The sequence below is a fragment of the Marinobacter sp. R17 genome (assembly GCF_003789045.1).
Taxonomy (GTDB): Bacteria; Pseudomonadota; Gammaproteobacteria; order Pseudomonadales; family Oleiphilaceae; genus Marinobacter_A; species Marinobacter_A mangrovi.
Window position 1 is genome coordinate 1 of sequence record NZ_RHGZ01000045.1, and the last position, 23,617, is coordinate 23,617.

Annotated in this window: 22 protein-coding genes and 1 riboswitch; of the genes, 15 read left to right on the forward strand and 7 right to left on the reverse strand. The window is 61.4% G+C overall.

What is annotated here, in order from left to right; all coding sequences use genetic code 11:
* Nucleotides 1–198: 198 nt before the first annotated feature.
* Together EB809_RS20375 and EB809_RS20380 are read left to right on the forward strand one after the other, a co-directional pair.
* Entirely contained in the window at nt 199–1,164 is a 966-nt protein-coding gene (locus EB809_RS20375; protein ID WP_223808063.1) for a FecCD family ABC transporter permease, read from the forward strand.
* Entirely contained in the window at nt 1,165–1,941 is a 777-nt protein-coding gene (locus EB809_RS20380) for an ABC transporter ATP-binding protein (protein ID WP_123636696.1), read from the forward strand.
* 37 nt (nt 1,942–1,978) lie between these two features.
* On the opposite strand, the gene EB809_RS20385 is transcribed toward EB809_RS20380, so the two are convergent.
* Entirely contained in the window at nt 1,979–2,338 is a 360-nt protein-coding gene (locus tag EB809_RS20385) for a hypothetical protein (protein ID WP_123636697.1), read from the reverse strand.
* Between the two features lie 298 nt (nt 2,339–2,636).
* Nucleotides 2,637–2,833: riboswitch (cobalamin riboswitch) on the forward strand.
* A gap of 142 nt (nt 2,834–2,975) precedes the next feature.
* Between EB809_RS20385 and EB809_RS20390 the strand changes: the two genes are divergently transcribed.
* Nucleotides 2,976–4,772: a TonB-dependent receptor domain-containing protein gene (locus tag EB809_RS20390; protein ID WP_223808064.1), complete on the forward strand. Its 1,797-nt coding sequence runs from the start codon at nt 2,976–2,978 to the stop codon at nt 4,770–4,772.
* 24 nt (nt 4,773–4,796) lie between these two features.
* Here EB809_RS20390 and polA read toward each other — a convergent pair whose 3' ends face one another.
* Nucleotides 4,797–7,511, reverse strand: coding sequence for a DNA polymerase I (gene polA, locus EB809_RS20395; RefSeq protein WP_123636699.1), 2,715 nt, complete (start codon nt 7,509–7,511; stop codon nt 4,797–4,799).
* A gap of 115 nt (nt 7,512–7,626) precedes the next feature.
* Between polA and EB809_RS20400 the strand changes: the two genes are divergently transcribed.
* Nucleotides 7,627–7,950, forward strand: a complete 324-nt coding sequence (locus tag EB809_RS20400; RefSeq protein ID WP_123636700.1) for a DUF2782 domain-containing protein — start codon at nt 7,627–7,629, stop codon at nt 7,948–7,950.
* Nucleotides 7,951–8,015: 65 nt separating this feature from the next.
* On the opposite strand, the gene EB809_RS20405 is transcribed toward EB809_RS20400, so the two are convergent.
* Nucleotides 8,016–8,450: a fibronectin type III domain-containing protein gene (locus tag EB809_RS20405; RefSeq protein ID WP_123636701.1), complete on the reverse strand. Its 435-nt coding sequence runs from the start codon at nt 8,448–8,450 to the stop codon at nt 8,016–8,018.
* A 427-nt stretch (nt 8,451–8,877) separates the two neighbouring features.
* Between EB809_RS20405 and EB809_RS20410 the strand changes: the two genes are divergently transcribed.
* Nucleotides 8,878–9,291 carry a hypothetical protein gene (locus tag EB809_RS20410; protein ID WP_123636702.1) on the forward strand — a complete coding sequence of 138 codons (414 nt, stop codon included), beginning with the start codon at nt 8,878–8,880 and terminating at the stop codon, nt 9,289–9,291.
* Nucleotides 9,292–9,363: 72 nt separating this feature from the next.
* Here EB809_RS20410 and EB809_RS20415 read toward each other — a convergent pair whose 3' ends face one another.
* Both EB809_RS20415 and pyrE read right to left on the reverse strand, forming a co-directional pair.
* A complete protein-coding gene (locus EB809_RS20415) occupies nt 9,364–10,020 on the reverse strand; it encodes a DUF4124 domain-containing protein (protein ID WP_123636703.1) in 657 nt (218 codons plus the stop codon).
* 135 nt (nt 10,021–10,155) lie between these two features.
* Nucleotides 10,156–10,794: an orotate phosphoribosyltransferase gene (gene pyrE / locus EB809_RS20420; RefSeq protein ID WP_123636704.1), complete on the reverse strand. Its 639-nt coding sequence runs from the start codon at nt 10,792–10,794 to the stop codon at nt 10,156–10,158.
* Nucleotides 10,795–10,864: 70 nt separating this feature from the next.
* On the opposite strand from pyrE, the gene EB809_RS20425 reads away from it, so the two are divergent.
* Nucleotides 10,865–11,674 (forward strand): exodeoxyribonuclease III, encoded by an 810-nt coding sequence (locus EB809_RS20425; RefSeq protein WP_123636705.1) that lies wholly within the window; start codon nt 10,865–10,867, stop codon nt 11,672–11,674.
* Nucleotides 11,675–11,747: 73 nt separating this feature from the next.
* Here the strand turns inward: EB809_RS20425 and rph are convergent, their stop codons facing one another.
* Nucleotides 11,748–12,464, reverse strand: a complete 717-nt coding sequence (gene rph, locus EB809_RS20430) for a ribonuclease PH (protein WP_123636706.1) — start codon at nt 12,462–12,464, stop codon at nt 11,748–11,750.
* Nucleotides 12,465–12,642: 178 nt separating this feature from the next.
* Here rph and EB809_RS20435 point away from each other — a divergent pair, with 178 nt between their 5' ends.
* From EB809_RS20435 to EB809_RS20455, 5 genes are all read left to right on the forward strand, one after another.
* Nucleotides 12,643–13,509, forward strand: coding sequence for a YicC/YloC family endoribonuclease (locus EB809_RS20435; RefSeq protein ID WP_123636707.1), 867 nt, complete (start codon nt 12,643–12,645; stop codon nt 13,507–13,509).
* A 102-nt stretch (nt 13,510–13,611) separates the two neighbouring features.
* On the forward strand, nt 13,612–14,259 hold the full coding sequence (gene gmk, locus EB809_RS20440) for a guanylate kinase (protein WP_123636708.1): 648 nt from the start codon (nt 13,612–13,614) through the stop codon (nt 14,257–14,259).
* 116 nt (nt 14,260–14,375) lie between these two features.
* The gene (rpoZ, locus tag EB809_RS20445; RefSeq protein WP_123636709.1) at nt 14,376–14,588 is read left to right on the forward strand and encodes a DNA-directed RNA polymerase subunit omega; all 213 of its coding nucleotides are present in this window, start codon (nt 14,376–14,378) and stop codon (nt 14,586–14,588) included.
* Between the two features lie 208 nt (nt 14,589–14,796).
* Nucleotides 14,797–16,953: a RelA/SpoT family protein gene (locus EB809_RS20450; RefSeq protein WP_123636710.1), complete on the forward strand. Its 2,157-nt coding sequence runs from the start codon at nt 14,797–14,799 to the stop codon at nt 16,951–16,953.
* Between the two features lie 142 nt (nt 16,954–17,095).
* The gene (locus EB809_RS20455; protein WP_123636711.1) at nt 17,096–17,482 is read left to right on the forward strand and encodes a RidA family protein; all 387 of its coding nucleotides are present in this window, start codon (nt 17,096–17,098) and stop codon (nt 17,480–17,482) included.
* A 4-nt stretch (nt 17,483–17,486) separates the two neighbouring features.
* On the opposite strand, the gene EB809_RS20460 is transcribed toward EB809_RS20455, so the two are convergent.
* Nucleotides 17,487–18,347, reverse strand: coding sequence for an NAD-dependent epimerase/dehydratase family protein (locus tag EB809_RS20460; protein ID WP_123636712.1), 861 nt, complete (start codon nt 18,345–18,347; stop codon nt 17,487–17,489).
* 87 nt (nt 18,348–18,434) lie between these two features.
* Between EB809_RS20460 and EB809_RS20465 the strand changes: the two genes are divergently transcribed.
* From EB809_RS20465 to EB809_RS20480, 4 genes are all read left to right on the forward strand, one after another.
* Nucleotides 18,435–19,400, forward strand: a complete 966-nt coding sequence (locus tag EB809_RS20465) for a hydrogen peroxide-inducible genes activator (protein WP_123636713.1) — start codon at nt 18,435–18,437, stop codon at nt 19,398–19,400.
* 4 nt (nt 19,401–19,404) lie between these two features.
* A complete protein-coding gene (gene recG / locus EB809_RS20470) occupies nt 19,405–21,480 on the forward strand; it encodes an ATP-dependent DNA helicase RecG (RefSeq protein WP_123636714.1) in 2,076 nt (691 codons plus the stop codon).
* Nucleotides 21,481–21,579: 99 nt separating this feature from the next.
* Nucleotides 21,580–22,956 carry an aminoacyl-tRNA deacylase and HDOD domain-containing protein gene (locus tag EB809_RS20475; RefSeq protein ID WP_123636715.1) on the forward strand — a complete coding sequence of 459 codons (1,377 nt, stop codon included), beginning with the start codon at nt 21,580–21,582 and terminating at the stop codon, nt 22,954–22,956.
* Nucleotides 22,957–23,107: 151 nt separating this feature from the next.
* Nucleotides 23,108–23,392: a hypothetical protein gene (locus EB809_RS20480; RefSeq protein WP_123636716.1), complete on the forward strand. Its 285-nt coding sequence runs from the start codon at nt 23,108–23,110 to the stop codon at nt 23,390–23,392.
* The last annotated feature ends 225 nt before the right edge of the window (nt 23,393–23,617 follow it).

Genomic DNA, 23,617 nt, shown 5'->3' on the forward strand with positions numbered 1-23,617 from the left:
GGCCCACTTCGACCGGTTAGGCGTGCCGCGTCTCTCGTAAACCTCAACTTCTCGAACCGCCCGGTGCGGACCCGCTTGCCGGGTGGTGTGGGAGGGGCGGAGCCAGAAGGCTCCCCCCTATCCCGATTCCCGTCTTCCCGCTTAACCCCTTTGCGCCTGACCGCTATACTCGGGGTCCTTTCGTTGTCCGGGTGAATCGTGCGGCTTTCAAGTCTCTGGCTACCAATCCTGCTGGCTCTCAATGTGGTGCTGTTCGGCCTCGCACTCGGCTGGGGATCGGCCAGTTTCAATCCGTTGGGCGTAATCGCGGGCGATGCTCCCCAATGGCAGACCGCCATTCTCTATGACCTTCGCCTCCCGCGAGCCGTTGCGGCCTTCGTGGTGGGCGGCATGTTGGCACTGGCCGGTGTGCTGATGCAGGTGCTGTTGCGCAATCCATTGGCGGAGCCCTACGTGCTGGGCATTTCCGGCGGGGCCGCGGTCGCGGCACTTGGTGCCATTACGCTGGGGTTGCAAGCCTGGTGGGTGTCCGGGAGTGCCTTTGTGGGCAGTCTGGCCAGCATGCTGCTGGTTTTCCTGCTGGGCGGCGGTCGCGGCTATGGTCGCGGCGATCGGCTCCTGCTTACCGGCGTGGTGATTGCCGCCGGCTGGGGAGCCTGCATCAGTCTGCTGCTGGTGCTCGGACCGGACCAGTCTCTGCGGGGGATGCTGTTCTGGCTGATGGGGGATCTCTCCAGGCCGGTGGCGCCCTGGTGGGGGCTGCCGGTCCTGGCGCTGGCGCTATTGGCGGCCTGGATGATGGCGCCGGCGCTGGATCTGCTGGCCCGTGGCGATGACCAGGCGGCGGTGCTGGGGGTGGAAATTCATCGTCTGCGGGCGGTCTGTTACATCACCGCGTCGTTCCTCACCGCCTGTGCCGTGACCCTGGCCGGGCCCATCGGTTTTGTCGGTCTGGTCGTGCCTCATCTCATGCGCCAGTGGCTGGGAGCCGGGCATCGGCGGCTGGTGCCTGCCAGCCTGTTGGCCGGCGGCGCACTGCTGATGCTGGCGGATACCTTCGCGCGGACCCTGATCGCGCCGCGGCAGTTGCCCGTGGGCGTGCTGACGGCGGCGGTTGGGGTGCCGTTGTTCTTGTATCTCTTGCGACGCCGGGGGGACAGCTAGATGGCTTCTTTGCAACTGGATGCTCTGGCCTTTGGGCGGGCCGGCAAAGCCCTGGCCCAGCCGTTGGATCTGCGAGCGGAAGCCGGCGAGGTCTGGGCGGTTCTCGGCGAGAACGGTGTTGGCAAGTCGTCACTGCTGCTGACCCTGGCGGGCCTGTTGCCGGTGGTTGCCGGCCGGGTCTGTGTTGACGGTGTGGATATCCGGCGTTGCCCGCGCAAGTTGCTGGCCCGCCGTATCGGCTTGTTGCTACAGCAGGCCCGGCTGGACTTTCCATTCACGGTCACCGAAGCGGTCAGTGCCGGACGCTATGCCCATCGGCAGGGTTGGCAGGCACTCGGGGCTTCGGATACGCCGTTCATCGAGGCGGCGATCCAGGCGTGTGGTCTGGAGGCGCTGGCCAGTGCACGAGTGGACCAGCTGTCAGGCGGCGAGCAGCGGCGGGTGGCCCTGGCGACGTTGCTGGCCCAGGATCCCGGGGTGCTGCTGCTGGACGAGCCGGCCAACCACCTGGATCTGCGTCACCAGGCGCGTCTTATGGCGCAGGTCCAGACGCTGGCCCATGACTCAGGCCGGCTGGTGTTCATGTCCGTGCACGACATCAATCTGGCTGCACGCCACGCCGATCGCATCCTGTTGCTCTACCCCGATGGCGGTCACGACGCCGGCCCGGCATCGGCCATGTTGACCGAAGAGTGCCTGGCCCGGGTCTTCAACCATCCAGTGGAACGGGTGGGTGAGGGCGCCCGTGCCCTCTGGGTACCACGCTCGGCATCGTAAGTGACGTGGGGCGGTGCTGTTGATGCAGCCGGTCGGATCAGGCCGGCACTTCCACCTTGCGGCCGCGGTAGGTGATCGTCCGCGTCCGCCCGCTGTCCTCGGTTGCCTCTTTTTCAGCCGGAGGGGCCGGTTCGGCCAGTTCCTGTCCCCGGTACATCCGGCGTTGGGTGTCGCTGTCACCGGCGTCAGGCAGGTGTTGGCGAAGTTCGTTCCAGGTTCGGGCCAGGTGATTGGAACGTGACTTTTCGGCGTAGTCCGCCAGGCGGTCTTCCAGGTGGTCGTCGGTCAGGTGAAGCTTAACGCCGAATTCCGCCAGGATCAGCTTGCGGCACTGATGGACGAGCTTGAGCAGCCCGCGATCCAGCAACCAATTGCGTTCTGGTGCTAGCGTCATCATGGTCGTTACCTCATTCAGTGGGTGCCCGGTTTATCGGCACCGTGGCCACTACATCGTGATCAGGTTCGGATGTGTCACGACATCCCGTTTTCGACGATAGGACGCAAGCTAAAATTGTGCCGGAAACTAAATGCTTGATTTAAAAGGGTCGTGATCAATCCGTGAAGATGCAAAATGCACTGATATAACGCGGTGTTCGTTTAAGGTGCACGCCAATAGCGAAAGGCCTCGTGCCCGACATTGACCTGAGGGGGTTCTGGGCATAGAGTGCCCGCCAGAAAGATGACAGCGTTGTCATCAAGAACGATCAGCAGGCGGTGCTCGCACGGCGAGTGAAACGGGAACCTGGTGCAATCCCAGGGCTGCCCCCGCAACGGTAAATGGTAATGACAGGTACATGGCCACTGGATCCCGAGATCCGGGAAGGCGTATCTGATCTCCAGCCAGACTGGAATGCCATGAGCCCGGAGACCGGCCGTCTGCCCAGTGTGGCGCTTCCTGTGAAGCGCGGCACGTCGCATGCGGTGTAGCGGAGGGCTTCACCGGTGGTCCCTCCAGCTCCCTGTCTGTCGGAACCGCTCCCGCCCTCTTCTCACCGGGTACTCCTGTTTTCTGTTGAGGGCGCACACCCGTGAGAATGACTTCGAACCTGACCCTGGGCCTGATCGTAGGCTGTTTGGCCCCCGGTTTGTCGGCCGAAACCCTGAATCCCATCGTCGTCACGCCGACGCGGACAGCGCAGACCGTGGACGAGACCAACGCTTCGGTGACCGTGATCAGTCGCGAGGATATTGAACGCAGCACGGCCACATCGGTGCAGGATGTTCTGCGTTCGGTTCCGGGTGTGTCCGTTACGGATACGGGGGGCGCCGGCAAACAGTCCAGCGTCTTTATCCGCGGCTCCAACTCGGATCACGTTCTCGTGCTGGTTGATGGTATGAAGGTGGGTGGCGCAACGGCCGGGACGGCGCAGCTGGAAAATATTCCGCTGGCCCTGGTGGACCACATCGAAGTGGTTCGCGGACCGCGCTCCAGCCTGTATGGTTCGGAAGCCATTGGTGGCGTGATCCAGATCTTCACCCGCCGCGGCACGCTGGATCCCGAAGCGATCTCGGAAGTCAGTGCCGGCAACAATGGTACGGCACGGCTGACGCAACACTTCTCGGGTACGGCCGGCGACACGCGCTACAGCCTGTCAGCGTCACTTTACGATACCGATGGCGTCGACTCGCAGCCGGCGAGTAACCAGCGCGACGACGATGGTTTTACCAGCAAGTCCGTCAGTGCCAGCCTCGATCAGCAGGTGACCGACGACCTCTCGCTGGGCCTCAACCTGATGCATGCCCAGGGCGAGAACGATTACGACGATGGAAGCCGTTACAGTACCAGTGATCAGCGCTACTGGAACGAGTTTATCCAGCAGTCCGGCCGTGTGTTTGCGGATTATTCGGTCTCTGACCGGGTCAGCCTGCACGGCCAGGTGGGATTCGGTCGTGAGACCAACGAGAATCACATCAATCTGTCGCCTTACTACGACTACGAAACCAAACGTCAGCAGTACCTGCTGCAAAGCGATATCGAGCTGACGGACTACCAGTTGCTGACGCTGGGCGTCGAGCGCATCGATGAGTCGGTGGATGCCTCCACCGACTACACTGAGGATTCCCGTTATAACAACGCCGCCTTCGCCCAGTGGCAGACCCTGAACCAGCCGCTGCATGTGGAAGCCTCCGCCCGTTACGACGATAACGAAGCGTATGGCGAGGAAACCACCGGGGCACTGTCAGTGGGCTATATGCTCAGCGAAGTGGTCATGCCTTATGTGAGCTACGGAACGGGCTTCAAGGCGCCGAATTTCAACGATCTGTATTCCCCGTTCGGGGCAAACCCGGATCTCAAAGCCGAGACCTCGGAAACCTATGAAGTGGGTATGAAGGGCAGTGCCGGGCGTCTGAGCTACGAGCTGTCGTTCTATCGCACCAATTTCGACGATCTGGTGGTGTTGGATTCCCTGTATGTGCCTTACAACGTGGGGAAGGCCACGGCGAAGGGGAGCGAGCTTAGCCTGGCCTACACCGGTATTGGCTGGTCGCTGGAAGCCGGCGCCGGCTACACCCGGGCAACCGATGACGAGACCGGGGATCCGTTAGGGCGTCGTCCCAAGTGGAATGGCCGCCTGGCGGGCAGCCGTACGTTTGGCCCGACCGAAGTCAACCTGGAATTGTTGGGTCGTACCGATTCCATCGATACGGCGGCGGGGGACGCACACGTGCCCGGTTATGTGGTGGCCAACCTCAGCCTGGGCTATGCCGCGACCGAGGCACTGAACCTGGGCCTGAAAGTCAGCAACCTGCTGGATCAGGAAGCGGTCACGGCCTACGGCTACGCCGGGCAGACCCGCCAGGTACTGGCGAGCCTGCGTTACACCTACTAACCCCGGTTTGAACAGGGGTGAGGCCTAGTGAGCCTCATCCCAGTTGTCCCCCACGCCGGCTTCCACCAGCAGCGGCACACTCAGTTCAGCCGCATTGGACATGCGCTCGGTCAGGCCCTGGGTGACCTTGTCCAGGGCCGACTCCTTCACTTCCAGGATCAGTTCGTCGTGGACCTGCATGACCATGCGGGCGTCCTTGGCGTGCGCGTCCAGCAGCCAGTCTTCAACGGCTACCATCGCTCTCTTGATGATATCGGCAGCCGTGCCCTGCATGGGCGCGTTGATGGCGGTGCGTTCGGCGGCCTGCTGCATCTGCTTGTTCTTGGCATTGATCTCCGGCAGATAGAGGCGCCGGCCATACAGGGTCTCGACGTAGCCCTGGTCGTGAGCCTGCTTGCGGATATCGTCCATGTACTGGCGCACGCCCGGGTAGCGGTGGAAATACAGGTCGATGTATTCCTGGGCCAGCTTGCGTTCGACGCCGAGCTGTCGGGACAGGCCAAAGGCGGACATGCCGTAGATCAGGCCGAAGTTGATCGCCTTGGCGCTGCGCCGCTGGTCCGAGGTGACGTTGTCGGTCGTGGTGCCGAACACCTCGGCGGCCGTGGCCTTGTGGATGTCCTTGCCGTCCGCAAAGGCTTTGAGCAGGCCTTCGTCACCGGACAGGTGGGCCATGATGCGCAGTTCGATCTGTGAGTAGTCGGCCGCGACCAGCTTGTAGCCGTCCGGCGCCACGAACGCCTGGCGGATGCGTCGGCCTTCCTCGGTGCGGATCGGGATGTTCTGCAGGTTGGGCTCGGACGATGACAGGCGACCGGTGGCCGCGACGGCCTGGTGATAGGACGTATGCACGCGACCCGTCCGCGGGCTGACCATTTCCGGGAGCCGGTCGGTGTAAGTGGACTTGAGCTTGCTCAGGCTGCGGTGCTCCAGGATCAGGTGCGGCAGCTTGTAGTCGTGAGCCAGCTCCTGCAGGACCGGCTCCGCGGTGGACGGCGCGCCCTTGGGCGTTTTCTTGACCACCGGCAGTCCCAGCTTCTCGTAGAAAATCGCCTGCAATTGCTTGGGCGAGCCGAGGTTGAAGGTTTCTCCGGCTTCCTCGTGGGCGGCCTTTTCCAGCTCGGCCATGCGTTCGGCCAACTGCTGGCTGTGGCGCTTGAGAGTGGCGGTGTCGATCATTACGCCCCGTTGTTCCATGCGCGACAGGACCGGCACCAGCGGCATATCGATCTCGGCGTAGACGGCTTCCAGGCGGCCTTCCTTCGCCAGACGCGGTCGCAAGGTCTGGTGCAGCCGCAGGGTGATGTCGGCATCCTCGGCGGCATACGGCCCGGCCTGTTCCAGATCAATCTGGTTGAAAGTCAGCTGTTTCGCGCCTTTGCCGGCAATCGACTCGAACGAGATCGTCGCCTCGCCCAGATACTTCAGGGCCAGGCTGTCCATGTCGTGGCGCGACGCGGTGGAATTGAGGACGTAGGACTCCAGCATGGTGTCCTCGGCGATGCCCTCCAGCGTGATGTCGTGGTTGGCGAGCACGTTCTTGTCGTACTTGAGGTTCTGCCCGACCTTCTTCTGTTTGGGGTCTTCCAGTAGCGGCTTGAGCGCGCCCAGCACCGTGTCGCGGGGCAGCTGATCGGGGGCGCCCATGTAGTCGTGGCCAAACGGCACGTAGGCGGCTTCGCCCGGTTCGATGGCAAAGGAAACACCGACCACTTCGGCGCTGCTGTAGTTCAGGCTGGTGGTCTCGGTGTCGAAGGCAAACAGGTCGGCTTTCTTCAGGCGTTTGACCCAATCGTCGAACTCGCCCTGGTCGGTGATGACGCTGTAGCGTTTTTCCGGCGCGTCCGGCGTCGTGTCGTCGTCCGCTGATTCGTCGCCATTGTCACTGAGCTCGGCGATCCAGGTCTTGAATTCGTACTCCTTGAACAGCGCCAGCAGCTTTTCGCGGTCGGTGTCGTCCGGCTTGACGTCCTGGATGCCGAATTCCAGATCCACATCGGTCTTGATCGTGGCCAGCTCCTTGCTCAGGGGCAGCTGCTCAAGGGCGTTGCGCAGGTTCTCGCCGATCTTGCCCTTGATCTCGTCGGCGTGCTCGATCAGGTTGTCCAGGGTGTCATACTGCTGGAGCCATTTGACGGCGGTCTTGGGGCCGCATTTGTCGACACCGGGAATGTTGTCCACCTTGTCGCCCACCAGGGCCAGGTAGTCGATAATCTGCTCCGGGGCGATGCCGAACTTGTCGGCCACGCCATCCCGGTCCATGGCGGTTTCGGTCATGGTGTTGATCAGAGTGACGTGATCGCTGACCAGTTGGGCCATGTCCTTGTCGCCGGTGGAAATCACCACGTCCACACCCTTGTCCGTGGCCTCGTACGCCAGGGTGCCGATCACGTCGTCCGCCTCCACATCGGGCACGATCAGTAGCGGCAGCCCCATGGCGCGGATGATCTCGTGGATCGGCGCGATCTGGGTGGCCAGGTCTTCCGGCATGGGCGGGCGATTCGCCTTGTAGTCTTCGTAGAGATCATGGCGGAACGTCTTGCCCTTGGCGTCGAAGACCACAACGACCTTGGAGCCGGGGAAATCCTGGTCGAGCCGGCGCAGCATGCTGATGACCCCCTTGATCGCTCCGGTGGGCTGGCCCTTGCTCGTGGTCAAGGGCGGCAGGGCGTGAAAGGCGCGGAACAGGTAGGAGGATCCGTCGACGAGAACGACTGGGGGCGTCTGCTTCTGGCTCATAGGTGCGGGATTCCGGAATCTGGTTGTGAAGATCGCTGTGTTGTGCAAATCTGCTGGGGGAGCCTTGATTTCAGGGCGCCCCAAGCGTCAAGCCGTTAAGGAACATAAGGTTAACATGAAAAAACCAATCGCCCTGCTGGTGGCCGCCATGGCCGCTGTATTAAGTGCCCAGGTCCAGGCCGAGGAAGAACAGCCGCAGCAACAGGCTCCGGTTCGGGCCTCGGAATACCAGCCATCGGCGGATGCCCCGGAAGTGGTGATCCGGCCGGGGAAAGAGGCAACGTACTACGAGTACCGCGTTAACGGAGAGCTCAAGGAAATTCGAGTGAAGCCGAAGGTCGGACCGGTCTATTACCTGGTACCGGCCGATGGGGGCGGATTTATACGCCAGGATGGTTCGCAGCTGGTGGTTCCCAAGTGGATTCTCTTCCAGTGGTGAAAAAGCGGAAGACTCTCGGGGGCTGGCCATCCCGACCGGTCGATTAACCGGTCGGGATGGGGCCGTTAGATGATATTGACCGCAATGACCTGTGACGGCTGGCTTTCCAGGCCATCGGTGTCGACTGTGGACACGGCAAATTCATAGGCTCCCGGTTCAAAGTCTTTCAGCGGGAAGCTGGTTTCGTCTGAGCCGCTGACTTTGATGGATTGATACGCATCCTGGTACTTCAGCTTGTAGTAGATCCGATAGCCGCTGATCTCGCCCACGTAAAGCTTTGACCCGTCCGCGCGTGTGGCTGGGGCAGCCCATTGCAGATTGGACGTCGCGGCTTCACGGGGTTCGCTCAGCGCGACCGCGTTGTCGGAGGTGTTCGAGGATGATTTGTAAGCTGAATCCGAGGAAGAACCGCCACCCTTACAGCCGGTGAGAAACAGGGTCGCAAAAATGAAAGACAAAAGAAGGACGTGCCGAGGCCGGCTTGGCGTTGTGTAGTTCATTGATATACCTGACGTTTCTGGAGCCTAAATTGCGCTCCTTAGCTGATTGAACATGGCCCGCTTGGGCGAGCTCTCTTTCTAGGGACGACTCACTGTTCTGCGACGACGTCCTTCGTCGCTTAATGAAAATCCCCTCAAGAGGCACTGCGGAGAAGACTCCATCCTCGTACATCCGATCGCGGTCATTATGCGGATGGTCCCCGTCGTCTCAAGTGAACATTTTGTAGGTTTTTTGAACAGGCGTTCACTTTTCGCCGGAAGTTGTATTTACGCCAGTTGGTTAGCGGCGGTCCTCTCAATCTTCGGCTTAGTATGATTATTCTAATTTTTGTGCGTACTGTCCGTGTTGTTAATGAAATTGGCCTGGCGGGATAACAACCCGCCGCCAGTCGCAACCAAGTCGTACAAGCAATGGAGAGGCACCAAAATGGGTAAACTGAAAAGTTACCAGGAACAGATCCAGGAGATTGTGGAAAAGGGCATCAACGCGGCTGAAGAGCGCCAGAAGAAGCTGGCTTCCAAGCCGTTCGAGTATGCCGAGAAGCTGGAAGCGGAAGCGCGCGAATACAGCGTGAAGTCACTGCGTAAGCGCTACGACGATTACAGCGGCAGCCTGTTCACTCAGCTGCGCAGTCTGAACAGTCGTGTCGGCAGCTTTGCTGCGGATCTGGTCGCGAAGATCGAGAAGGAAACAGCCGAAGGCGCTGAGTCCGTATCCGAAGCGGCGGACGAGGTCTCCAACCAGGCCAAGGCGGTGAAGAAGTCCACCACCAGCACGGCCAAGAAGACCACGACCCGCAAGACCAGCACGGCCAAGAAATCCGCGACAGCCTCTGCCTGAGGTTGACGGATCGCTCTGCAAAAAAGGGTCGCTCAAGCGACCCTTTTTTGTATCTGGAGATTAGCCGTCCGGCTACTGGGCGTCGGTGTTGGCCGCGGTGTCGCTTGGTGTGAGTTCCAGCGAGCGCTTCTCCCCGGTCAGGGTCTCCAGCCGCTCTATCTTGTTCTCGAAGGTGCGGCGGATCCGGTCGGTTTCCATGTTCTGTTGCCGGATTTCCTGCTCGATGTCCCGTTTCTGGGATTGCAGTCGTTCGATGCGGGTGGTCAGGTTGTCCGGGACGTCCCGACCGGCGCGCTCCAGATCGGCGGCCTTGCTCTGTTGTTCCTGCAACTGGCTGTCCAGGACAGCGATGTTACCGCGCTTGAGTTGAACCAGGCTCTGCAGCTCCTGCAGCTTGCGGCGCAGGGCGCGGACGGCGTCATCCGGGTGGCTGTAGGTGCGCAGTAGCTGGGCGTCCGCTTCACGCTGGCTCTCGGCGCGTTGTTCCTGTTGCTGTTGTTTGGCGCGCTTGGCGATCTCCTCGTCGGTCGGCGCCGGATCAACGGTCTTTTCCACGCGGCCCTGGGAGTTGAGGATCTGATAGCCGCGCCTGGAAGCGTCGGAAGGAACGGTATTGCTGATCACGGTCCGCCCGTTATCGTCTTTGTAACGATACATGGTACCCGCCTGGGCAGTCCCCAGGGCGGTACAAAGCAGGGCGGCAATCGCGAGTTGCGGAAGGTGTTTCATAAAGGCTTGATTCACCAGTTTACAGCGCCAGTATTCCACGGGATGTCCGCAGCATAACAGACCTGTCGGCAAGCATTGTAAAAAATGGTAGCTGACCGGTTTGCACCGCTTCCGGACGACACCCGGCCGCCATCATCAGATGCCGTACTGGTCCCGGTACTCGGCCACCTTGCGCGCGTTTTCCTGGAAGTCAGGCCGGTCGGCGAGATAGCGGATGACCTGATCCAGTTGAATGATGCTGACCACCGGCAGGTTGAATTCGGCCTCGACTTCCTGGATGGCCGAGAGCTCACCCTGGCCGCGTTCCTGCCGGTCGAGGGCGATCAGAACGCCGGCCGGTTCGGCACCGGCGTCACGAATGATGTCGATGGACTCGCGAATGGCGGTGCCGGCGGTGATCACGTCGTCGATAATCAGGACTTTGCCCTTTAATGGTGCGCCAACAATGTTGCCGCCCTCTCCGTGATCTTTTTTCTCTTTGCGGTTGAACGCATAGGGCCGGTCGTCGCCGGTTTCCGCCAGCGACATGGCTGTAGCGGCGGCCAACGGAATGCCCTTATAGGCAGGCCCGAAGATAATGTCATAATTCAGGCCGCTATTTTGCAGGGCAGACGCATAGGCACGCCCGAGCTGAAGCAAATCCGACCCCGTATTGAACAGGCCAGCGTTGAAGAAGTAGGGACTCCTGCGTCCGGACTTGAGTGTGAACTCCCCGAAACGGAGGACGTCACGGCGTATGGCAAATTCGATGAAATCGCGTTGATAGTCGTGCATGGCAAGGGCTGGATTCTTTCAAAACGGCGTAAAAACGGTATCATACACACAAACGTTTCAGGGAACATCTATGCGGGTAGTATCAATCAGCGTCAACGGCCTTGCGCAGGCTATTGACCGGGGTTTTTTCGACTGGCTGGCGGGTCAGGATGCAGACGTGGTCTGCGTTCAGGATCACCGCATGCGGGTCTATGAATTTGATGATCCCCACTACGTACCCGAAGGCTATGAAGCCTATTTTATTGATGGTGAGGAAACGGAATACGGCGGCGTCGGCATCTACACCCGTCATTTTCCCAAGGCCATTATTTATGGGTTCGCCAACGAAATGGCGGATCGGGAAGGCCGCTTTATCCAGGCGGATTTCGACAAGGTCAGCGTGGCCTGCGTCCTGGCACCCAGTGCACTGGGTCGGGAAGAAGAACTGATCAGCGACGAGAACGATCTGACGGTGCTCGATCACAAGGACGACTTCATGGAAGCGTTCGGCCAGCACATGCAGAAAACCCTGCGCAAGCGTCGTCAGTTTATCTTCTGCGCCAACCTGCAGACGGCGCATCATGTTACCGATACCAGCCCGCGTTACCACAAACTGGATGTGTCCGGTTTCCTGCCCCATGAACGTGCGTGGCTGGACCGTCTGTTTGACGAAATGGGCTGTGTCGACGCCTTCCGCGAAGTCAACAAGGAAGGGGATCAGTTCACCTGGTGGCCGGAATGGGCCGAAGGCTGGCGCCAGCATGCCGGCTGGCGGACGGACTACCAACTGGCGACGCCGGGCATCCGCAAGACCATCACTACGGGCTGGATCGACGACGAGACCCGTTTTTCCGACCACGCCCCGGTCATTATCGATTACGACATTGATATCGGGTTCTGAGGGATTCACTCCCATCGGGATCGGATACAAAAAAGGCCAGCAATCGCTGGCCTTTTTGCGTTGAGGGCTTTGGTTACCCCTCCAGCGCTGCCTTCTGCAGTTCGAACAGGTGCTCGATGCTCTGCTTGGCCAGGGCCAGCATGTTGTCCAGCTCGTCCCGATCGAACGGCGCGCCTTCGGCAGTGCCCTGAATTTCAATGAAACCGCCGCGATCGGTCATGATGACGTTCATGTCGGTTTCAGCCGTGGAGTCCTCGGCGTAGTCGAGGTCCGCCACCGGCGTGCCGTCAAAGACGCCCACGGAAATGGCGCCCACCATCTGTACCAGCGGCGAGGCTTTCAGGCGGCCTTTTTCCACCAGGTGATTCAGTGCGTCGACCAGGGCCACGCAGCCGCCGGTGATCGCCGCGGTACGAGTGCCGCCATCGGCCTGGATCACATCACAGTCGATGGTAATGGTGTGCTCGCCCAGCTTGCTCAGGTCGACGGCGGCGCGCAGGGAGCGGCCGATCAGACGCTGGATCTCGACCGTGCGTCCACCCTGTTTGCCACGGGCCGCTTCCCGCCCCATGCGGCTGCCGGTGGAGCGGGGCAGCATGCCGTATTCGGCCGTAATCCAGCCTTTGCCGGCGCCTTTGAGGAAGCGGGGCACGTTGTTCTCGACCGAGGCCGTGCAGATCAGTTTGGTGTCACCGAACTCGATCAGGACCGAACCTTCCGCGTGCTTGGTGTAGTGACGGGTGATTCGGATGTCGCGCGTCTGTTCAGGGGATCGTCCACTGGGTCGCATACCGATTCCTGTATTGGTTGAATGAAAGGATCTGGCCCGGACAGGCCGCATGGGCCGGTTGTCGGGCAGTTGAGAAGCCGCTCAGTGTACCATGGCGGGGGCGTCGACGCAGAGCGTTCGCGGTTGCCGCGAACAGGCTGCTAGAATACATCAACGTCAACGACAGTCCGGAGTTTTCATGATCCGAAGCATGACCGCCTTCGCGCGCAAAGACACTGAGGGGGAGTGGGGCTCGCTGACCTGCGAAATGCGGGCCGTGAATCATCGCTACCTGGAGCCCTCGTTTCGGCTGCCGGAAATCCTGCGGGAACTGGAGAACGGTTTCCGCGAATCCTTACGTCAGCGCCTCGGCCGCGGCAAGGTCGAGATTGGCATGCGCCTGCAGCTGGCCGAGAACGTCGCCGGCGGGCTCGAAGTGAACCTGCCGCTGGCCGAGGAAGTCAATGAAGCGGCCAACCAGATCAACCGGATCCTGGATAACCCGGCCCACATCAACGCGCTCGATATCCTGCGCTGGCCGGGCGTGCTGGAGTCGGCGCAGCAGGATATGGCGCCCGTGAAGACGGCGGCCAAGACCCTGTTTGAGGAGGCCGTCAACGAGCTGGTCTCGGTCCGCGAACGCGAGGGCGAGCGCCTGCAGCCGCTGTTCGACAACCGCCTCACCGAGATGTCGGAGTCGGTGGCGGTCGTGCGTCAACGGATGCCGGAGCTGCTGGAGCAGCAGGCTCAGAATCTGAAGGATCGCTTTGCGGCGGCGCAGGTGGAGCTCGATCCCGATCGCCTGTCCCAGGAAATGGTGATGCTGGCGCAGAAGTCCGACGTGGCGGAGGAGTTGGATCGCCTCGATGCCCACGTCAGCGAAGTACGCGACACCCTCAAGTCAAGCAAGCCCATCGGTCGTCGGCTCGACTTCCTGATGCAGGAGCTCAACCGGGAAGCCAACACGTTGAGCAGCAAGTCCATCGATGCCGATGTCACCCGTATCGCCGTCAACCTGAAGGTCTTGATCGAGCAGATGCGGGAGCAGGTTCAGAACGTCGAATAGGGCGCGTGGTCCGTCAAAGGTGTCGAAGATCGTCAATCTCCGTATAATGCGGCGCCTCTCGTTATTCTTATTCAGTTATCTTGATTGCCGGAGTTGTATGCCATGAGCCAGGCTGCGGAAAAAGGCACCCTTTATGTGATTTCGGCACCGTCCGGTGCTGGCAAGACCAGCCTGGTGGCGGAGATGCTGACCCGAGACGCACGTCTGCGTGTCTCTGTGTCCCACACCACTCGCCCCATGCGGGAGGGCGAGCAGGATGGCGTGAACTACCATTTCGTCGGCCGGGACGAGTTCGAGTCGATGATCGGCCGCGACGAGTTTCTTGAGCATGCCAACGTGTTCGGTAATTACTACGGCACGTCCCAGGTCTGGGTCGAGGAAACCCTGTTGAAAGGGGAGGACGTTATCCTGGAGATCGACTGGCAGGGCGCCGTACAGGTTCGCCGGCTGCTGCCGGATTGCGTCAGCATCTTTATTGTTCCGCCGTCGCCGGAAACCCTGCGCCAGCGCCTGACCGGCCGCGGCCAGGATGCACCGGAGGTGATCGAGCGTCGCCTGCAGGAAGCGGCTGACGAGTGCAGCCACGCTTTGGAGTTCGACTATCTCGTGGTCAACGATGACTTCGAGGTGGCACTTGAGGAACTGCTGTCGATCGTCCGTACCCAGCGGCTGCGCGTTGAAGCTCAGGAACAGCGCCACGCGGACCTGCTGGCCGACCTGGTGGCCGGTGGTTCGGCGTATACAAATTGAGCATTTCCGTTTATACTGCGCGGTCTGCCTGAGGGCGGCTCCGGACGGCGCGACCCGTGATAACCGGGCCGGGGCAACTGTTATCCAATCACATTATTTTCGTTTTCGGGGAATTTATGGCACGAGTCACTGTTGAAGACTGTCTGGATCACGTCGATAACCGCTTTGAACTGGTTATGCTGGCAAGCAAACGGGCTCGTCAGATCGCCACCAAGGGTCATGAGCCGATGGTGCCGGAAGAAAACGACAAGCCGACGGTTCTCGCCCTGCGCGAAATCGCGGAAGGCAAAGTGGACAAGGCGCTCGTCGAGCAGGATGACGAGGAATAGGTCCTCAGTCGCATTGAAATCTGCGCTGCTGCTCTTATAGTAGAGACTACAGGGTCGTTATAAGCGAACGGTCCTGGCAGGGCAACGGAAGACCCGGGTGTAATGCATTCGGGTTTTTTTGTCGGAGTTTCATGCGGAATCGGCCGGTTCGAACAACGGGCATTCCCCTAACGTCTCTGGAGGCGCAGTGTCAGCAGGGGCTGCGGCGATGACATCCGTCGATACGCTGGCGGATCAGCTGAGTACCTACCTCGATACACCTCGCATCAATCAGGTGCGAAGGGCCTACTATTACGCCGAACAAGCCCACGAGGGCCAGATGCGTCGTTCGGGTGAGCCCTACATCACCCATCCGCTCGCCGTTGCCAATATCCTCGCGGACATGAAGCTCGATCACCAGAGCCTGATGGCCGCCATGCTGCACGACGTCATCGAAGACACCGGAATTCCCAAGGACGCGCTGTCCGAGCAATTCGGCGAAGCCGTCGCGGACCTGGTGGACGGCGTTTCCAAGCTGACCCAGATCGAATTCCGTTCCCGCGCTGAAGCCCAGGCCGAAAACTTCCAGAAGATGACCCTCGCCATGGCCCGGGACATCCGGGTGATCCTGGTGAAGCTGGCCGACCGGCTGCATAACATGCGCACCCTCGGCCACATGTCGTTCGAGAAGCGCCGGCGCATTGCCACCGAAACCCTGGACATCTACGCGCCGATCGCCAACCGTCTGGGCATGCACAGTCTGTGTACCGAGCTTGAAGATCTGGGGTTCTCGTTCCTGTATCCGATGCGTTCGCGCTACATTTCCAAGGCGGTGGAAACGCTGCGCGGCAGTCACCGGGAAATCATCGACGAGATTCGCGGGCGACTGGAGGAAAAGCTGAACGAGCGCGGTCTGCCGGGCCGCATCATGGGGCGTGAGAAGCACCTGAACAGCATCTACAACAAGATGAAGTTCAAGCATAAATCCTTCCATGAAATCATGGATGTCTACGCCTTCCGCATCATCACCGACACCACCGACGACTGTTACCGCATCCTTGGCGCCGTTCACAGCCTCTACAAACCACTTCCCGGACGCTTCAAGGACTACATTGCCATGCCCAAGGCCAATGGCTACCAGTCCCTGCACACCACGCTGTTCGGGATGCACGTGAACATCGAGATCCAGATCCGCACCGAGGAAATGGAGCACATCGCCAATAACGGGATCGCCGCCCACTGGCTCTACAAGAACGACAACTCGTCGGTGCTGGAAGTCAGCCAGCGGCGGGTGGATCGCTGGGTCAAGGGGCTGATGGAGATGCGCGAGCGCACCGACGATTCGCTCGAATTCATCGAGAACGTCAAGGTCGACCTGTTTCCGGACGAAATCTACGTGTTCACGCCCAAGGGCAAGATCCTTGAGCTGCCGGCCGGCGCCACGCCGATTGATTTTGCTTACGCCATCCACACCGATATCGGTAACGCCTGCGTGGCCTGCCGTATCAATCGCAATCTGGGCTCCCTGAGTCAGCCGTTACAGAGCGGTCAGACGGTGGAGGTCATCACCGCCCCGGGCGCGCGGCCCAATCCGGCGTGGCTCGGCTTTGTGGTGACCGGCAAAGCACGCAGCAGCATTCGCCATTTCCTCAAGTACCAGAAGAAGGCCGAGTCGCTGGAACTGGGCAAGACCCTGCTCAAGAAATCCCTGGCCGGCTTTGGTCACAAACTCGGCGATATCGGCGACGATCAGCGCCAGCGGGTCTGCGACCACAACCAGGCGTCCAGCTTTGACGACCTGCTCAGCGACATCGGCCTGGGCAATCGCATGGCCTACATCGTCGCCCGCCAACTGGTGTCCGGTACCGGCGAAGGGGCGCAGGACAGCGTTTCGGCTTCCGATCAGGGCGTCGTCAGCCTGCAGCCCGACGATCATGGGCGAGGCACGATCACCATCCGCGGCACCGAAGGCATGGTCATTCGCTTTGCCAGCTGCTGCAAACCGATTCCGGGCGACCCCGTGGTGGGTGTGATGGAGTCCGGCACCGGCATGGTGATCCACAGCGATACCTGCCGCAAGCTGCCCGAGAAGGGCGCCGACCGTTCTCCGTTGACCCATCTGAAATGGGCCAAGGACATCACCGACGAGTTCTCGGTGGAGCTGCGCGTGGAGCTGGAGCGCCAGCGGGGCGTGATTGCCGAGTTGGCCAGCGCGGTGTCCATGGCGGATGGCAATATCGAGCGCATCAACGTGGAAGAGCAGAATGCGCGGCTGAGCGTCGTCAGTCTGGTGGTTCACGTCAACGGCCGCCGGCACCTGGCCCGGATCATGCGCCGGGTGCGCAACATTCGCGCGGTGACCCACATCGGCCGGGTTCGCCACTGATTCTCCGGCCCCTTATCCTGACGGCTTCGCCGCGTTCACCGAAGACCCGTTACCGGTTGACAGGGACCGCGGATCCCGGTGAGGATCACTCCTTTTCCTTTGGCAAGCCCCGTTCGCCCGGGGCGATTGAGGCAAGAAAGCGATGACCAACAAATCCGTAATTCAGACAGAAAACGCACCGGAAGCCATCGGTACCTATTCCCAGGCGGTCAAGGCAGGCGACACCGTCTACCTGTCCGGCCAGATCCCGTTGGACCCGGCCACCATGGAAGTGGTCAGTGGTGACATCAGCGTCAGCATCCGCCGCGTATTCGACAACCTGGCGGCGGTCTGCGAAGCGTCCGGCGGCAAGTTGCAGGATATCGTCAAGCTCAACATCTACCTGACGGACCTGGGTAACTTCGCGACCGTCAACGAAATCATGGCGACCTATTTCCAGGAGCCGTATCCGGCTCGCGCGGCCATCGGTGTGGCGGCCCTGCCCAAGGGTGTGCCGGTGGAGATGGACGCGGTCATGGTCCTGAGCTGATCGCTCAGGACGGGCGAATCATTTCCCCATAGCCCGCCCTGAAGTCGGGATAGCGGAAGGTAAAGCCGCTGTCCCGCAGGCGGCGGTTGCTCAAACGCTTGCTGCCGCCCCGACGACTTTCCTGCGTTTCCCCTTCCGGCGCCGGGCATTTCGCCTGCGTGCGAATCCAGTCCGCAATCTCGTCAATCCGTACCGGCTCGGAATCCGTTCCCAGATAGCAGTTTTCCAGCGTGTCGCCCGCCAGCGAGCGGCGAATCAGGTGAGCGGCCGCCGCCGAGGCGTCCTCTTCGTGAATACGGTTGGTGTAGGGCCCCGGTGACGTCGGGTTAAGGCGCCCTGTGAGTACCGACTGCAGGAAGCGCTGACGGGTTGGTCCATAAATGCCGCTGTAGCGAATTACGGTCGCCGGCCAGGGAGCGTCCAATGCCATCCGCTCGCCTTCCAGAACGCGCCGGCCGTTGAAACGCTCCGGTTCGGTGGGGCTGGTTTCGTCCACCCAGCTGTCGTCATTCTGGTGATACACACCGGAGCTGGAAACGAACAGCAGGCGATTGAGGGACTGTCCGTCTGCTCTCAGCGCCTCGATGAGGTTCTGCAGGCCCAGTACGAAGGCGGCTTCATAACCGGCATCGTCGTAGCTGTTGGGCGTCAGGCAATAGACGACGGCGTCCAGCTCAGGCGGCAGCTGGCCTCGAAGGGTCGCCGGATCCTGCAGGTCCGCTTTGACCGGAAGGATGTCCCGGGTTAGCGTTTCGGTATGGCGCTTGAGGCCGAACACCACGGCGTCACTGGCCAGGTTTATGGCGATGCGGCTCCCCAGAGCGCCACAGCCGGCCACAAGAATGCGTGGTTCACTGATTGCCATAGTCAATCTCAATCCTTATGCTGTAAGCCATTAAAGTGTTTCCTGATTCGCCCGATCGAGAGCGTCCAGATTGCCCGGAGTAATTCCATGACCCTGACCGAATTGCGCTACATTGTCACCCTGGCCCGCGAGAAGCACTTTGGCCGGGCCGCGGAACGCTGCCATGTCAGCCAGCCTACCCTGAGTGTGGCGGTGAAGAAACTCGAGGATGAGCTGGGTATTCCGCTGTTCGAGCGCAGCAAGAGCAGCATTCGGGTGACGGAGACGGGCTCTCAGATCATTGAGCAGGCCCAGCGTGTCCTGGACCAGGTCGGGGTGATCCGGGATATCGCCCAGAACGGCAAGAACCAGCTGAATTCTCCGCTCAAGGTCGGTGCCATCTACACCATCGGTCCCTACCTGTTCCCACACCTGTTGCCGGAGTTACGGCGTGCCGCGCCGGACATGCCCCTGTTTATCGAGGAAGGCTACACTTCGGACCTGCGCAAGAAACTGCGACAGTCGGAGCTGGACGCCATCATCATTGCGCTGCCTTTCGAAGAACCGGAAGTGGTGACGCTACCACTCTATGATGAACCTTTCGTGGTTCTGCTGCCGGCGGATCACCCGTTGACCCGGGAAGAGTTCCTGACCGCCGAGCAGCTGGCCAAGGAACAACTGTTGCTGCTCGGTCCGGGCCACTGTTTCCGGGACCAGGTCCTGGAATCCTGCCCGCCGCTGGAAGATGCCATGGCGGCCCGCGCCTCCGGTGCGGCGGCGCGCCCGTCCCTGGTGACCGAGGGCAGCTCGCTGGAGACCATTCGTCATATGGTGGCCTCGGGGCTCGGCATCACGGTTCTGCCCATGTCGGCGGCGACCGCCATGGAATACCGGGAGGATATCCTGACCGTGCGGCCGTTCAAGCCGCCCGTCCCCTTCCGCACCGTGGCGCTGGCCTGGCGGGTCACCTTCCCTCGGCCCAAGGCGATCGATGTGCTGTCACTGGCGGCGAGCCAGTGCCGGGTGATGGAAAAAACGGATCGGGCCCTGTCGGTCACCGCAGCCTCTGCCTGATCCCATGACGTCACTGGAAGAGATTGGCGTCACCACCCTCAAGGGTGTCGGCGCCGCGCTGGCAGGGACTCTGGCGAAACTGGGCATCCACAACCTGCAGGATCTGCTGTTCCACCTGCCGCACCGGTATGAGGATCGCACCCGCGTCATTCCCATCGGCAGTCTCCACGTCGGGGACGTTGGCGTGGTGGAAGGCGAGGTGGTCAAGACCGACCTGGTCATGGGCCGACGACGCAGCCTGCAGGTGACGATGCGCGACGATTCCGGTTTCCTGGTCCTGCGCTTTTTCCATTTCAACGCCTCCCAGAAGAACCAGCTGAGCGAAGGGGCACGGGTCCGATGCTTTGGTGAAGTGCGTCCCGGCCGTGCCGGATTCGAATTCTACCACCCCGAATACCAGATCAACCCGCCACCCATGCCGGCCCCGGACCAGGCCACACTGACCCCGGTCTACCCACTGACCGACGGCATCCAGCAGCCGCGCCTGCGCAGCCTGTGCCAGCAGGCACTGAAATACCTCGATCGCTATCCGGTCCGGGAGTGGCTGCCGGAATCCCTGCTGGCGGATTTCCAGCTGCCCGAACTCAACCAGGCATTGCACCTGGTGCACGCGCCGCCGGCAGGCGCACCGGTACCGGCGCTGGTTGAAGGGCGGCATCCGGCGCAGCAGCGTCTGGTGATGGAAGAGTTGCTGGCCCACCAGATGAGCCTGTTGCAGGTGCGCCAACAGATCCAGGCCCGGGAGGCCCTGGCGCTCTTGCCCCAAGGGGATCTCGACGACCGCTTCCGAGACCAGCTGCCATTCAAGCTGACCCCGGCCCAGGAACGGGTGCTGTCGGACATCCGACAGGATCTGAGCCAACCCCTGCCGATGCTGAGGTTGGTGCAGGGCGACGTCGGATCCGGCAAGACGGTGGTGGCGGCTCTGGCCGCGTTGCAGGCGATCGCAGCGGGGGCTCAGGTGGCATTGATGGCGCCGACCGAGATCCTGGCTGAACAGCACTACCTCAATTTCAGCGCCTGGCTGGAGCCGCTGGGACTGTCGCCTGTCTGGCTGTCGGGCAAGGTGAAGGGAAAGGCGAGGCAGGCGGCTTTGGACCTCGTGGCGGGCGGCGAGGCACAGATTGTGATCGGTACCCACGCGCTGTTCCAGGCCGACGTCGCGTTCGAGCGCCTGGCATTGGTGATCGTGGATGAACAGCACCGCTTCGGGGTCCACCAGCGTCTGGCCCTGCGAGAGAAAGGCGCCGAGGGCCGGCTGGCCCCACACCAGCTCATCATGACGGCGACGCCGATTCCGCGTACGCTGGCCATGAGCGCCTACGCCGATCTGGACACATCTTTGATTGATGAACTGCCGCCGGGTCGCAAACCGATCGAGACCATCGCCATCGCCGATGCTCGCCGTGACGAGGTCATCGGTCGTGTGGAAGAGGCCTGCCGGGCCGGGCGCCAGGCGTATTGGGTGTGCACCCTGATCGAGGAATCCGAGGCGTTGCAGTGCCAGGCGGCGGAAGTGACGGCGGACGATCTGAAGTCCCGGTTGCCGGACCTGAAAGTCGGTTTGGTCCATGGCCGGCTCAAGGCGGCCGAGAAAGCGGAGATCATGCAGCAGTTCAAGGAGGGGGTCCTGGATTTGCTGGTGGCCACGACGGTCATTGAGGTGGGGGTGGATGTGCCCAATGCCTCGCTGATTATCATCGAGAATCCGGAACGGCTGGGTCTGGCCCAACTGCACCAGTTGCGGGGGCGAGTAGGGCGTGGCCATGCGGCCAGTTTCTGCGTCCTGATGTATCATCCCCCGCTGTCCCGCAACGGCAAGGCCCGCCTCCAGGTTCTGCGGGACAGCCAGGACGGCTTTGTGATTGCCGAGAAGGATCTCGAAATTCGTGGGCCAGGCGAAGTATTGGGTACCCGTCAGACTGGTATGATGCAGTTCCGTCTGGCGGATTTTGAACGCGACAAGGGCTGGATACCGATTATCCGGGAAGCGGCGCCGGCGCTGATGAATGAGTCTCAGCGTGTGGATGCGCTGATCCGGCGCTGGCTGGGGGAACGTATTCGTTACGGGGACGTCTAGAGGGGCAGTGTTCCTGCAACGCAGGCTCGCCTCGAACCGTTCAGTGGCTGAGACCCTATGTCGTCAAAGACCAGAAATAAGCATTATCAGGGGGTAAGCATGGAACTGCCCATCGCAGTTCGGGATGCCCTGCAGGCTGCATCGCGCAATCAGGGTACGCCACTTTTCGAGATCGTAGAGACGCCGGACGCCGCCAATACGCTGCGGATGGTGCCGCTGGAGGATTACGAAGGCAAGTTGCAGGTGATCTGCCGGCAAGGGGATATGCTGGATATCAATCGCCTCAACAAACGGCTGGGTCGGGACCTGCGGGTGATCAGCCGGCGTGAGCTGCGGCGTATCCGGGAACGGTTGGATGTGCAGTTGATTCCCGCACTGCCATCCCTGACCGGCTGGCCCACTGTGGTGGACGAGGCGGTCGAGCAGTTGGAATCTGTCGCGCTGGCGTATGCCCCGGGCGGCCCCCAGGTGGAAATGCCAATCGACGCATTCCGTCGGCTGACGTCCGAGGCCCGGCGGTTGTCGGTCACCGCGCCGGTGGCCTCGATTCAGGTTAACCTGTCCGAGCCCCAGCGGGATCGCGAACAGCTGCATTCCGCGCTGGAGCGCTTCACCAACCTGCGCATCCGCCAGCGTCTCGAAGACACCCTGGAACTGCCCCCATTGCCTGAAACGGCACAGCGGATCATTCACCTGCGGGTCAATCCCAACGCGGTGATGAACGATCTGGTGGATATTGTCGAGAGTGACCCCAGTCTGGCGGCCCAGGTGGTCAGTTGGGCGTCCTCTTCCTTCTACGCCGCGGCCGGCCAGGTTCGCTCGGTGCACGATGCGGTGTCGCGGGTGCTCGGTTTCGAGCTGGTGATGAACCTGGCCATGGGCCTGTCGCTGGGCCGCGCGCTGAAAGCGCCCGAAGACGAGCCCGACGGCTACATTGGCTACTGGCAGCAGGCCATCTGGCAGGCCCAGGCGGCCGGTGTCCTGTCGGCGATGATGCGCCGCGGCGAACGGCCGTCTTTCGGGCTGGCCTACCTCGGAGGGCTGCTCCACAATTTCGGCTACCTGTTACTCAACCAGGTCTTCCCGCCGCATTTCCGGGTGGTCTGCCGCACGCTGGAGGCCAATGCCTGCCTGGACTCCAGCGTGATCGAACAGCATATCCTGGGCATCACCCGTGAGCAGATTGGCGCTCAGTTGATGGAGAACTGGGGCATGCCGGATGAGGTGGTTGTGGCCCTGCGCAACCAGAAGAATCCGGACTTCGATGGTGAGCTGGCCGTGTACGCGCAGCTGTTGTACCTGGGGCGCACGCTGCTGATTGAGCGCGGCATCGACCTGGGCGCGCCGGCACCGCTGGATCCGGCTCTGTTCGAGCGCCTGGGGCTGGATCCGGATAAGGTGGCCGGGCAGTTCGATGAGCTGGTCGAAAATCGGGACAGCATCATGGCGATGGCCGGGATGATGCAGCAGTCCTGATCCTCTTACCAAGACTGCGGTTCCGGCCGCAGTCTTTCCCCGATTTCTCCTACCAATTCCTTTCCTGTGGTCTACATTGAAAATAAAGGGAACCGGTTAGCAGTCGGGATGCAACGGAGTGTGAGACGCTTGGCCTGCGCGGAGGTGTCCAATGGATCGGCTCATCTTCAACTCCGGCGGTATTTACCACCTGTACCAGCTTGAATCCCACTTCAGGCATCGTGGCGGACGTCATTACCACCTGGCCGACACCGATGAATGCCTCGAACTGCTCAGGGTGACGGCCCATTCTCCAGACCGTGTTATCCAACGCCATTTTCGGGCGTTTCTGGAGCAGCTGGACCCCACACTGATCGATGCCCTGCGCCAGGAAGGTGTCGATTGGGAACAGGCGGCAAAAGACGCCGGAGAAACCGGATTCAACAGCCTGTCCTGATCGGATTCAGGCCCCTCGAATACATCAGTCGTCGCCCAGGCGCCGGCCGGGAATACTCAGGTAGATCTGCATAAGCGGGTGATTGCCGGCCTCAGGGCCGGCTTTTTTGTGCGCCCGGCACGGGCGCACTCCTGGAGGTGCAAGTCCTCCCGTGAGCTGGCCACAGCGAGCGAAGTGAAGCGCAACTGCGGAAGGGCGACCGACCGTGGGGAGGAAGCGTGGAGC